Genomic DNA, 13,742 nt, shown 5'->3' with positions numbered 1-13,742 from the left:
GCCGCAGCCGCGGCCCACCAGGTTGATGAGGTTCCGATGTCGCACCCGCTCCCGTCCGCTGTTCATCCGGCCGCGCCGATGCGCCGCAATCATCCGATGGCGTGGGCCATCGCGGTCGCCCTGGGCAGCATGGTGGCCCCGGCCAGCCAGGCGCAGCAGGCATTCAGTCCGGGCTGGTTCGCCGAACGCGGCGCGGCCCAGGGCAGCGCGGCACAGAGTGGCCGCATGCCCAACGGCGTGCCGATCCAGTTCCAGTTGCCGGCCCAGCAGCAGGATGCAGCACGGCAGAAGCTGCAGCAGTCGATCGACAATCTCGGCACCGCGGCGCAGGCGATTGCCCTGCAGCAGCGCTTGCAGGAACAGGCGCGGCAGGCGCGCCGCGAGGCTGGCTTCATCGTTGCCGATGGCCTCGGCAAGGACGGCCTGAGCGTCGACCAGAACCCGCTGACCCGTGGCTGGCTCAACGCGCGCGACGCGGTCCAGTCGCAGGGCAGCGACGGGCGGGTGCAGGTCACGGTCGAGCAGACCGCGGACAAGGCGATCCTGAACTGGGAGACCTTCAACATCGGCGGTAACACCACGCTGAACTTCCTGCAGAACCCTGACTGGGCCGTGCTGAACCGGGTCAATGACCCGGGTGCGCGGCCCAGCCAGATCCTGGGGCAGCTCAACGCCAATGGCACGGTGTTCGTGGCCAACCGCAATGGCGTGGTGTTCGGCAACAACAGCCAGGTCAATGTACGTAACCTGCTGGCAGCCGCAGCACGGATCAGCGATGCGCAGTTCCGCGACAACGGCCTGTACAGCCCCGACGCCAGCAGCAGCGCGCTCAGCGATGCATTCGGCAAGGTGATGGTGGAGCAGGGCGCCCGCATCGCGACCCATGAGCCGACCAGTGCGACGCGCGGCGGTGGTTACGTGCTGCTGGCCGGGCACAGCGTGGAGAATGCAGGACATATCGAGGCGCGCAAGGGCCAGGTGCAGCTCGCTGCCGGTGACAGTTTCGTGATCCGGCGCGGCGTGGGTACGGCGACCAATACCAGCTCCACCACCCGCGGCAATGAAATCGCGCCGCGCTTCATCGCTGGCAGCACGGCTGGCAGCGTGCGCAACACCGGCCTGCTGCGCGCCCGCGAGGGTGACGTGACCCTGGCCGGGCGCAGCGTCGAGCAGGCCGGTGTGGCCGTGGCCAGCACCACGCTTGCGCAGCGCGGCACCGTGCATCTTCTGGCTTCGGCCAGTGATGCCGGCAGCAGCGTCACGCTTGCCGATGGAGCCACCACGGCGGTGCTGATCGAGGACGATGGCAAGGCCACGGTGCTGAATACGCAGCGCGACAGCCTCATCAAGGAATCGGCAGAGCAGGACGCGATCCGCGCCGGCGCGCGCTCGGCAACCTTCGACAATCTGTCCCAGCACAATGATCGCCGGGACCAGTCGCGGGTGGAGATCGTCTCAGGTGGCAACATCCATTTCAGTGCGGATTCGCTGACGGTTGCCACGGGCGGCCAGATCATTGCCGATGCGGCGGCCCGCAGCTACGTAGACGACGCGGCACGCGTGGATGTTTCCGGTGCAGTGGGCGTACAGGTGTCGATGGAGAGCAACAATGTCCAGGTCAAGGTGCAGGGCAACGAACTGCGCGATGCCCTGGACAACCGCGACAGCGGCAAGCTGACCAGCAGCGAGGTCTGGGTCGACCGCCGCCGGCTGGTCCACGTTCCGGCCGGTACCGGGGGCTACGAGGGTGAGCGCTGGTACGCGGCGGGTGGCCTGCTGGAAGTGGGCGGCTACCTCGACAACCAGGGGCACTCGATCGGCGAATGGGCCGCGCAGGGAGGCACCGTCCTGCTGGGCGGCAGGGAAGTGATCACGCATGGCGGCTCACGCATCAACCTTGCCGGTGGCAGTCTGGATGTGCAGAGCGGCGTGATCCGGCAGAGCTGGGTGCGCGGCGTCGATGGCCAGGTCTACCGCCTCGATGATGCGCCGGCGGAGATGCTGTTCGATGGGTTGTACAGAGGCCATGAAGTAAAGCAGGAGCGCTGGGGCATCACCGAGACCTTCCGTGATCCGATCGTATTCGCGGCGCAGCGTGTCGATAACGGGTACACGGTCGGCCGCGACGCAGGACGCCTGATCGTCTCCGCACCGACCGCGGTGCTGGATGGGCAGGTTGAGACTGCCACCTTCCAGGGCGCGCAGCAGAACCGCAGGCCGGATTCCGCGCTGGAGGGTTATGCGCAGGCGCAGACGGCGGCCGCACGCAACGCGCAGCTGTACCTGGGGCGCTACGACGGCCAGGGCCGCAGCGGTGTGTTCGGCTCGGAGGTGCGCCTGGATGACAAGGCTCCGACGAAGGCGGCGTGGTCGCTGCTGGCGCCGGTCAACGAGGAGCGGCGTGACACAGTGTGGCTGGATACCGCAGAGCTGAGTGCCCAGCAGTGGGGACGGATCGACCTGGCGACCGCCGATCGCATCCGCATCGATGGCAGCCTTCGCCTTCAGGCAGGCGGACAGCTCAATCTGACCGGCAGCGAGGTGGAACTGGCAGGCGACATCGGCATTGCCGGCGGCCAGCTGTCGGCGGGCAACCTGCTGGATGTCCAGGGCCGGCCGACGGCGCTGCTGCACGATGGCCGCGCCCGCACCGCCATTGCCGACGGCACGCGGATCGATCTCTCCGGTGAATGGAGCAATGCGTCACTGGCGATGCCGCTCGACGCCAGCGGTGCCTGGACGGATGGCGGTCGCCTGAGCCTGAGCAACAGTCATGACGTGGTCGTGGGCGCCGAGGCATCGGTTGACGTGGAGGCCGGCGCCGCGTTGGACCTGCGCGGCAAGGGCCGCATCGGCAAAGGGGGCAGCGTCAGCCTGCAGGCGAACAGCAGCACGGTTGCGACCGACGGCAGTGGACGGGTGCAGCTGGGCGAGGGGAGCCGGTTCAGTGGCCGAGGACAGGGCAGTGGTTCCTTCTCGCTGGGAACCGGTGGCCACGTTCGGGTGGGCGATGCGGACCCGGCGGGCGCGTCGCTGCGACTGGACCCCGGCCTGTTCGGCAGTGGCTTTGCGCAGTACGACATCAATGGCCACCAGGGCCTGGAGGTGACCGATGGCGCGCAGCTGGTCGCTGCCCTGCCGGGCCTGCAGCTGACCCAGGGCGCTCGGATGGCAACTGATCGGGCGAGCGCGCTGGCGGCGTGGGATGCGCCGCTGTACAGCGCCGATCCGTCGAGCGGGCGCGTCAGCCAGCGCGCAGGCGCGAGCATCAGCCTGCGTTCGGACCGCAACAGCGTGGGCGGTGACCTGCGGGTCGGCACGGATGCACTGGTGGCGGTCGATCCAGGGCAGACGATCTCGCTGCTTGGTGCAGGCAACATCGATGTTGAAGGCACGCTGCGCGCCAAGGGCGGCCGCATCCTGATCGACGATGTGCGACCGGAAAACGCGCTGTACGCCGGGCAGCGCACCGAGCGCACCTGGCGTTTCGCCGAAGGCGCGCTGCTGGATGCCGATGCCGACGCGATTTCGCTGCCCGATGCCAGCGGCCGCCTGCGCGGGCAGGTGCGCGCGGGCGGACGCATCGAGATTGGTGGGGCGCTGGACTGGGAGAGCACAGCATTCGTCGACAACCGTCCACCGGAAGCCTTCGTGGTGGTCGAACGCGGTGCGCGCCTGCAGGCGCGGGGCGCGTCGGCCGAACTGGACATCGACGGCCGGGGCCGTGTGCGCGTGGACAGCGACGGCGGGCAGATCGTGCTGCGCTCTGCCAATGCGCTGTACCTGGACGGCGGGATGGACGCGGCCGCCGGTGGTGCCGGCGCACGCGGCGGCACGCTTGGCCTGGCCTTTGGCGGCAGCATCCATGCACGTGGCGCCAGCGATGAGGTACTGCGGGCGCGTGCGATCAGCCTCAGCCAGCACAACGCACCGGCGCAGCCACTGCCGGCCGCATTGGAATATGGCCACGCCGCGTTGTCGGTCGAGCAGCTGCAGGCCGGCGGCTTCGGTAGCCTGTCCGTGTTCGGTGACATCCGCGCCGCCGGCGATGTCGACCTGCGCCTGGCCCAGAGCCTGCGCTTCCACGGCCAGGGAACGTCGAGCCTGGGCATGGCCGTGGGTGCCGGGCCGTCCTCGGGGCTGCGACTGAGTGCGCCCTACGTCCGCCTGGCGCAGGCACGCTGGCGCCAGCTGCCGGGCGAGAACCTGCTGGTCACGGCCGATGTTGCCTCGGCGGCGCCGGACCAGCATGCGCTGGCGGTGCAGGCCGAGCTGATCGACATCCGCGACGTCACCTGGCTGCCCGGGTTCGAACACGTGGCGCTGGAAAGCCGCAGTGATGTGCGCCTGACCAACAGCATTGCCAGCAATGGCAACACCAGCGCGTTGATGACGGCCGGTTCGATGGATGTGACCGCTGCCCGCCTGTACCCCACCACGGGTGCGGCCGGCACGCTGGTGGCCGGCGCTTCTGCGCAGACCGTGCAGACCGCTGATTACTGGGCTGATCCAGATGCCGTGCTGCGCATCCACGGCATCGGTGCGGGTACGCAGCCGGCGCCGGAATCGGCGCGGGGCACGCTTCGCCTGGTGGCCGCCACGGTGCAGCAGGGCGGCAACGTACAGGTGCCGATGGGCACGCTGCAGCTGGGCGGCCTGATCCAGAACGGAACCGTCGGCAGCCGGGTGGAACTGCTCCCGGGCAGCGTTACCTCCACCAGCGGTGCCGGCCTGTCGCTGCCCTATGGTGGCACCGTCGATGGTGTCGACTGGCGGGTCGGCACGCGCAGCGTGAGTTCGCTGACGCCGGCCGGCATCTCCTCGATGGGGGTGACCCTGAAGGCCAACGAGGTCGAGGTGGCGCCGGGGGCACTGCTGGACATGTCCGGCGGTGGTGAGTTGACGGGTGCGGCCTTCGTGTCCGGGCGCGGCGGCTCTGTCGACGTGCTGCGCACGGCGTTGGCCGACGCCAATCCGCGCTATGAATTCAGTGCGTCGGGCAACCCGGTGTATGCAATCGTGCCGGGACGCGCCGGGACATTCGCCCCCAGCGGCGAGGAAGGATTCGCCGCACCGGCGGTGGGTCAGCAGATCACCGTGCCGACGGGCGTGCCCGGCCTGGTGGCAGGCACCTACACGCTGATGCCGGCCAGCTATGCGCTGCAGCCCGGTGCCTTCCGGGTGGAGCTGGGCGCCACCGGTACCTCGGGCATCGCGCAACCCATCGCGACCGGCACCGGCACCTGGCGTGTGTCCGGGCAGCAGCGCGCGGCGCTGGGCGCGGCAATCTCGCCGTTGCTCACCGACATCCTGCTGACCCCCGCCGCGGTGGTACGCCGGCACTCGGGCTACAACGAAACCTCCTACAACAGCTTCGCGCAATCGGTGGCCGACCGCCGCGGCGAGTCGCGCGGCTGGCAGACCATCGATGCGCTCGGGTTGACCCTGGCGCTGGGCGAAGGCGCAGGTCGTGCAGACACGCCTGCCATCCGCTTCGCCGGCACCGCGCGGTTCGGCGCCGCCACCGACAACGGGCGCGGCGGCACGCTGACAGCCACGTTGGCCAGCCCGGCGGTCGGTTCACTGGAGATCGTCGATGGCGGTGCGCAATCGCAGGCGCGTGATCGCGGTGCCACCTTCAGCGACGACGCGCTCAATGCCTTCCTGCCTGTGCGGATGATGATCGGCGGGCAGTTCAACCAGGTGACTTCGCAGGTGGCGGTGACCGGCCAGGCACGCAGCGTGGCGATCCGTTCCGGAGTCACCCTGAACGCACCGGAAGTGCTGGTGGCAGCGGCCTCCGGTGGCAGCGGCGTGCTGGTCGAGGCCGGTGCGACCCTCGATACACTGCCGTTCGCATCCGCCAACGCGGATGCCAGGGCGACGCTGCCTTACCAGGTCTCCGGCGGTCTGCTGGCGGTGTCCAACCAGCGCCTGAACCTGATCACCGGCACCACCGGCGTGGAGGCCGGTCCGGTGGCAATCGACATCGGGGGGTGCCAGACGGCGTGCGACGGCCAGACCCGGCTGGTTTCCGATGGCAGTATCGCGGTAGCGACCGATGGCACGCTGCAGATGCGCGACTCGGCCAGCTATGGCACCCGTCAGCTCGGCCTGAGCATGGCGGCGCTGAATCTCGGCAGTGCCGAAGCGATCGCGCAGGCCGCTGCGGCAGGGGCGCTGCCCAGTGGCATGACCATGAACCAGTCCGTGCTGCAGCAGCTGCTGCGCGGCAATGATGCCACCGGCGCACCGGCGCTGGATACGCTGAGCCTGGTCGCACGGGATTCGGTCAACGTCTTCGGCAGCGTCGACCTGGATGCGCGCGACAGTGCCACCGGCCGCGGTGGCCTGCAGACGCTGGTACTGGGCGCGCAGGCCATCCATGGCTATGGTGCGGCGAGCGACCGTGCGCGCATCCTGGTGGACACACTGGTCTGGGACGGTTCGCTGGCGGCGACGCAGGGGCCGGGCAGCGATGCGTCGGTGCCGCCGGCCGATCCGATGGTGGACCGGCTCGGCGCCGGGCAGCTGGACATCGTCACCCGCAACCTGCAGCTGGCGCGCGCCCCGTTCAGCCGTCCCAGCTCCGAGGTGCCTGCCAACCGTCAGGTACTCGGATTCAGTGCGCTGAACCTGAGTGCTTCGGAGCAGCTGTCGTTCTCCGCGCAGGGCACGCTGGACGTGTTCCAGCAGCGCGGCGACTATCTGGCCGACAAGGGCTGGCAGTACAGCGGAGGCAGCCTGGGTATCGATACACCGCTGTTGACCGCCGATCCCGCCGCGCAGCTGCGCGTGCGCACCGGCGGCGACTTCCGCCTGCAGGGGGGCACCGGTAAGGCGGGTGGCGATGCACTGGGCAGTGAGCTGAGCATCGACGCCAACCGGATCACGCTGGACAGCACGATCGCGCTGGCGTCAGGACGGCTGTCTGCGAACGCGCGCGAGGGCATCACGCTTGGCAGCCGGGCGGCGCTGGACCTTGCCGGGCGCAAGGTCTCGCTGTACGACGTGGACAAGTTCAGCTGGGGCGGTGATGTCCTGCTGTCCAGCGACACGGGGGACATCCGCACCGATGCGGCCTCCCGCATCGATGTTTCCGCCCGCAACAACCGCGGCGGGCGCATGACGGTCACCGCAATGGCCGGCCGAGCCGATCTGGCGGGTGATCTGCAGGGCACCGCCAGTGGCCGCTACGATGCCGGTGGCACGCTGGTGCCCTACGACGGTGGTGAACTTGTGGTGCGGGCACGCCAGTTGCAGGACTTCACCGGCCTCAACCAGCGACTGACCGCCGGCGGCGTCGTCGGTGGTCGCAGCTTCCAGATCGGCGAAGGCGATCTGCGGATCGGCGACGAAGTGAAGGCGCGCCGGGTCGACATCAGTGTCGACGCGGGCAGCATGACCGTGGCCGGCCGCATCGATGCCAGCGGCGAGCAGGTCGGCAGCATCCGCCTGTACGCCCGTGATCAGTTGCAGGTGGACGGCACGCTGGACGCGCACGGTACCGGCCTGCGCGTGGACAGCCATGGCAAGATCATCGACAGTCCGAACCGGGCCACCATCACGCTGGGCAGCGCCGAAGGCGCCGTTGGTCTGGGCAGCGCGGCGCACCTGGACATGCGTGCAGGCAGCGACGTTGCCCTCGGTGACGGCCCTGGACAGAACGACGGCATGGCGCGGGGCTCGCTGAAGATCGATGTGCCGCGGCTGGGCAGCAACGACGCGGCGATTGCTGCGGCCAGCGGCCTGCGCATCGATGGCGCGGCCGACATCCAGCTCAATGGTGTCCGTCGCTACGACGATGCGCCCCTGGCCACCACCGCTGATGTGCGCGGCAACCGCGCGCAGCTGGTCACCCAGCAGTGGCTGGACCAGGTGGTCGATCCGCACAGCGTGGCCTGGATCGATGGCGCGCTGGGCAATCCGGATCTGCAGCAGCGCACCGCCGCGCTGGGCGACGTCCGCCTGCGTCCCGGCGTGCAGGTGGTGGCGCGGCGCAGCGAGGCCAATCCCGAGGGCGACCTGACCATTGCCGGCGACATCGATCTGTCCGGCTACCGCTACGGGCCCGAAGCCAACCGCGCCGATCCATCGCGGCGTGGCTTCGGTGAATCGGCTTCGCTGGTACTGCGCGCCGAAGGCAACATCAACGTCTATGGCAGCATCAACGATGGTTTCGCACCGCCGCCGTCCACGCCGGACGAGGGCGGTTGGCAGTTGTATGAGGCTCGCAATGGCAGCGCCGGGCACACCCCCTTCGGTGGCGACCTGGTGGTGCCGGTGGACGGAGTGAAGCTGCAGCCCGGCACCGAGTTCCAGGCCGGCACCCGCCTGAACTATGACGTGCCGGTCGAATCGGTAACGCTTCCGGTCGGTACCGTGCTGCCCGCGCCGATGGTGATCTCGCAGACCCTGCGCCTGCCTGCGGGCACGGTGCTGGGTGCGGCGGTGACCACCGACTCCGGGCAGACGCTGGCGGCGGGCACCGTGCTGCAGGAGCCGCTGGTGCTGGCGGCCGGTGCGCGCCTGGGGGCCGGCTTCCGCCTGCGCAGCGCCGTACAGATGGCGGCACAGGAGTGGCCCGCCGGCGCGGTGCTGCCGGTTGCGCTGCGCCTGGCACGCGAAGTCGAGCTCAAGGTGGGCGCCTACATCCCATCGTTGACCAAGGTGGAGCTGCCCGGCAACGGGCCGGTGAATCTGCGGCCGGCCGATGCCAACGGCAACCAGGGGCGCAACTGGGCGCTGGCGCCGATGCTGGCCGAGGGCACCACCTCCTGGGACCTGACCGTGGTTGCCGGTGCCGATTCCGGGGCGGCCGATCCACGCAGCCGGCGCTGGGGCGCCGAAGGCAGCGTGGTGCTGGCCGATACCCACCAGGGCTCAATCGGTACGGTCAAGACCGAAATCATCTGGGTGGGTGATCGTGTGTTGACTGAGCGGGCATCGCTGGACTGGATCGGCGACACCTCCTATGCGGGCCGTCCGATCGCGGAGCTGGCCGACATGTACGGCTTCACCGAAGATGAGTTCTGTGCGATGTCGGCTGACTACTGCGGCCCGGCCCCCCGCCAGGTGGCCGCGCAGGGCTCGCTGGATTACTGGGGCGATGAGTCCTACGTGGGCACCCCTGCGAAGGACTTCGCGGCGATGTTCGGCATGACCGAAGACGAGTTCTGCAGCACCGCACCCAGCTACTGCGCCGGCGGTGGCACGCAGACCGAAGTGACCACCTACGGCAAGCGCGCGGGCACGCCGGCCTGGAGCGTGCTGCGCACCGGCAAGGGGGACCTGGAACTGCTCGCTGCCGGTGATGTCGTGATGAAGTCCGGCTTCGGTGTGTACACGGCGGGCACTCCCACCACGCTGGGCGAGGGCCGCGACGCTGCCTTCAATTCGCCCCGTGCAGCAGCCCCCAGGAACACCGCACTGCTGGGTCCGAACCTGGTGCCGGGCAGCTATGATGCCGCGTTGGCCGGCTACCAGGCCTGGTATCCCGATCATGGCGGCAACCTGCGCGTCGAAGCCGGGCGAGATATCGTCGGTGACGTCTGGACCGGGCGCGCAGAGTCGGGCACCAGCGAGCGTGACTGGGCGCTGTACTCCAGTGCCGCGGTCGGCAACTGGCTGTGGCGGCAGGGAACCGGCAGCACCACCGGCGTGGAGCCGGTGCCGACCAGCTGGTGGGTGAACTTTGGCGCCTACACCAACGTGTCCGCTGCTGCTGGCGCCTCTCCGCGGATGGTCGGCTTCACCGGCTTCGGTACATTGGGCGGCGGCAACTTGACGCTGGAGGCCGGGCGTGACGCCGGCGTGCGCGATGCGATAGGTGACGCGCTGGACTCGACGATCGCACCGCGCTCAGGTGCGATCATCGCGGCGGTGGGATCGACCGGCCGGGTCAGCGATGGCCAGCTGCACCTGACCGGCGGCGGCGACCTGCAACTGCGTATCGGTGGCGCACTGAATCCGAATCTGCGGGCGACGTTCTCCAGCCTCAATGCCTCCAGGGCGGGACAGAATCTCGACCTCAACGGTACCTTCAGCAATCTGCGTGGCAGCCTGCAGCTGGATGCGGGACGCATCGGTGCAATGGGCGTCACCCTGGAAAGCTACGCGACGCTGGGCCAGCTGCGTGCGGCCGATCTGTTCGCCGCCGACGCCGCTCGCCCGATGGGCGGGCCGGTGCTGGTGCTGGGCGATGCGGTCGCGCAGCTGCAGGCGCGGGGTGACGTCGTGCTCGGCGGCGTCGCCGATGCCGGTCGGGTTCCACTGGCCAACTACAGCGCGGTGGTGCAGGACAACGGCAGCCGCGCTGCGGGCAGCACCTGGTTCTCCCTGTGGACCGACACGACCGCCGTGGACCTGTTCAGTGCCGGTGGCGACCTGGCGCCGGGCCTGGCCGGGCCGGAGAACGTGACCGGCAGCAATCTGTGGCCCGAGCAGGTTGCGCTGGCACCGGGCAGCCGGGAGGAGCTGCTGAACTACTGGCTCTATCCTTCGCGCTTCAGCGCCGTTGCTGCGCAGGGCGACGTCAAGCTGGACCGGATCAGCACCACGCCGGGGACGCAGGATGTGATCCTGCTGGCACCCTCGGCGACAGGACGGCTGGACGTCCTGGCCGGTGGCGGCATCTTCGCCCAGCGTGGCGCGACCCAGATCGCGCGCTCCGCCAGCGACGCGCGCCTGCCGGGACCCTTCGACCCTGCATTCATGGCCGAGCAGGGGGATTCCAGCGGCAATGTGACCCGCTCGCGTCACAACCTGTCGGTCGACGGCAACATTGCATCGCCGCAGGCGTCGCTTCCGCTGTTTGCGTTCGGTCCGAATACTCCGCTGTCCACCGTGTCTGCGGCCCTGGCGCCGAGCCGCTTCTACGCGGTGCAGGGCGACATCATCGGTCTGGCCACCGGCGCCCAACGCACGCTGACTCCCAACGGGGGGCAGCGCACGCAGCTGAACTGGTTCGAGGCCGCCGGCGCCGTGCAACTGCGGGCAGGCCGGGACATCCTCGGGGTGTCGATGACCGCGCTGAACACCGCGTCCACCGACTTCACGGTGGTGGCGGCGGGCCGCGACATCGTGCATCTGAACGCGATCATCGCCGGCCCCGGCAACACCGAGATCAGTGCCGGCCGCCAGCTGCGCCAGGAGGATGCGGGCAGCATCGTCAGCCTCGGTGGCATCGTGCAGGGCGATACCCGTCCCGGCGCCAGCATCGCGCTGACGGCCGGCAACCAGCAGATCGATTTCGCGGCCCTGCGTGCCCGCTATCTGGATCCTGCGAATCTGGCCGATCCCGCGCAATCGCTCGCGTCGCAGCCGGGCAAGGCCGTCAAGGTCTACAACCAGGAGCTGAAGCAGTGGCTGCAGCAGCGCTTCGGCGTGGCTGCCGACGGCGACGGGGCGCTGGCTGCATTCGACGCACTGCCGCAGGAACAGCAGCGCATCTTCCTGCGCCAGGTGTACTACGCCGAACTGCGCGAAGGTGGGCGTGAGTACACCGATGCAGAAGGGCCCCGCTTCGGCTCCTACCTGCGCGGGCGCGAAGCCATCGCCACGCTGATGCCGGACAGGAATGCGGCCGGTGCGACGATCGACCGTACCGGCGATATCGTGATGTACGGCGGTTCCGGCGTGCGCACCGAGGCGGGCGGCAACATCGAACTGATGGCACCGGGCGGACAGATCGTGGTCGGCGTACAGGGCGTGGTGCCGCCTGCCACCGCCGGCCTCGTCACCCAGGGGCAGGGCGATATCCGCCTGTTCAGCCAGGACAGCGTGCTGCTGGGCCTGTCGCGGGTGATGACCACGTTCGGCGGCGACATCCTGGCCTGGTCGGAGCAGGGTGACATCAATGCCGGTCGCGGTTCGCAGACGACGCTGCTGTACACGCCACCGCGTCGCCTCTATGACGGCTGGGGCAATGTGATCCTGTCGCCGCAGGCTCCCGCCAGTGGCGCAGGCATTGCGACCTTGAACCCCATCGCCGAAGTGCCGCCGGGCGACGTCGACCTGATCGCGCCGCTGGGCACCATCGATGCGGGCGAGGCCGGTATCCGCGTCTCGGGCAACATCAATCTGGCGGCGCTGCAGGTGCTCAACGCCGCCAATATCCAGGTACAGGGCGAGAGCAAGGGCCTGCCGGTGCTGGCCACGGTGAACGTCAATGCGCTGGCCTCGGCCAGTGCGGCGGCGAACAGTGCCAGCCAGGCCGCACAGGATGTGATGCGCAAGAGCCAGGACGATGCACGGCGCAACCAGCCATCGGTGATCAGCGTGCAGATTCTGGGCTTTGGCAGTGGTACAAGCAGCATCGCTCCGCCTGCGCGTGGCACGACCGCCGGCAGTGGCTACGACGCCAACAGCGCCTTCCAGTTCCCGCAGGCCAGCCGCGACGAAGGCACCGAGCGCCGCTAGGCATTCCACGCCCCGGCAGGTGCCGACCTTGGTCGGCACGCATTGCCCGGTGCAGCGCATCGGGCTGCAGCATCGGGCCAGCCGCCACGGAACGGTGGCGGCCCCAGCCAGGACGGCACCGAGGGCAGGGAGCGGCCATCAGCGGTGAGGACCACCGACACAGCGCCGTCGGGTGCAGGAGAGCACCCGGCGGCAGGAGGGCAGGAGATCCACGCGATGCGTGGATGCCTGGGCCAGCATCAGTGCCGACCAACGGTCGGCACCCACCAGAGCAGGCTCGGGGGTAGATCCCCGCCATCACCAGAGCAGCCTCAGCAGTAGATCCACGCCATGCGTGGATGCGGCGCCACGAACGAACCCTACAACTCCAGCACCCGCCGGTAGCTCAGCGGCCCACGCCCATCGCGAAGGCCCAGCCGCAGCTCCAGCCCCGTCGCCGGCAAAACCTCGCCCTCGCTCGGCAGCACCGCCCAACCGGCACCGGGCTGCCAGGCCCGCACCTCGAACCGCTGCACACCTTGGGCCACCGCGATGCCTCTGGATTGCTCAGGCGCTGGCAGCGGATACCGGTCGGTCGCCTCGCCACTGGCCCGCCACAGCGTGTTGCCCTGTTGCCACCAGCGCACCCGCTGCCAGCGCAGCCCGTCGCTGCCGACGCTGCGGGTGATCTCCAGCGCGAAGCTTCCATCCGGGTGCCGTTCGCTTACCAGCGAAGGTGGCAGCAGTCGCTGCGGCTGGTCCGCCGGGCGCACGGCGCCATTCATCAGCGCGTCGTCTGCGCGCATGTCGATATCACGCTGGAACTGCTGCAGCACGCGCAGCGCCGTGGTGGTCTCGGCATCGGCCTGGCGCAGGCGTTGGTCGCTGCTGGCCACGCTGTCGAGCGTACGCCAGCAGATCAGCGCCAGCACGCCCATGATGGTGATCGCGATCATCACCTCGATCAGGGTGAAGCCGCGCACGGCGCGCTTCACGGTGCGAGCGTCCACGGCAGCTGCATCCGCGCCAGCGGTCGCCGCGGTGCGTCCTCGGCCACCACGCTCAGTTCCAGCTGCGGCTGGCCGTCGCTGCCCGTGCCAAGATGCTGCAGCACCAGGAAACTGCCGCGTCCCTGCACGCAGCGCTGGCGGCCATCCTGCGCTGCCTGTCCGGTCAGGCGCAGTTCCTGCCAGCGGTCCTGCGCGCACATCAGCGCCAGGCGGCGATCGCGCAGCCGCGATTGATCGTCGGTCGCCACCGCCACCGAACGCATCACCGCCGCCAACGCAATCGATACGATCGCCAGCGCGATCAGCACTTCGATCAGGGTGAATCCTCGCATC

Annotated in this window: 3 protein-coding genes; 1 reads left to right on the top strand and 2 read right to left on the bottom strand. The window is 69.4% G+C overall.

The genetic code is table 11. The features are described 5' to 3' along the window. Positions 1–36 precede the first annotated feature (36 nt). Positions 37–12,420: a filamentous haemagglutinin family protein gene (locus tag ACYKG1_RS12005; RefSeq protein WP_478470611.1), complete on the top strand. Its 12,384-nt coding sequence runs from the start codon at positions 37–39 to the stop codon at positions 12,418–12,420. A gap of 359 nt (positions 12,421–12,779) precedes the next feature. Here the strand turns inward: ACYKG1_RS12005 and ACYKG1_RS12000 are convergent, their stop codons facing one another. Beyond that, positions 12,780–13,394 (bottom strand): prepilin-type N-terminal cleavage/methylation domain-containing protein, encoded by a 615-nt coding sequence (locus ACYKG1_RS12000; protein ID WP_478472745.1) that lies wholly within the window; start codon positions 13,392–13,394, stop codon positions 12,780–12,782. Further along, positions 13,391–13,741: a type II secretion system minor pseudopilin GspI gene (gene gspI, locus ACYKG1_RS11995; RefSeq protein WP_193391262.1), complete on the bottom strand. Its 351-nt coding sequence runs from the start codon at positions 13,739–13,741 to the stop codon at positions 13,391–13,393. The genes ACYKG1_RS12000 and gspI overlap by 4 nt, the downstream gene beginning before the upstream one ends. Position 13,742: the final 1 nt, after the last annotated feature.

Source organism: Stenotrophomonas sp. 85239_Sma, from assembly GCF_056481725.1.
Note: the sequence above shows the minus strand (reverse complement) of the source record. Positions and strands in the feature narration are given on the sequence as shown.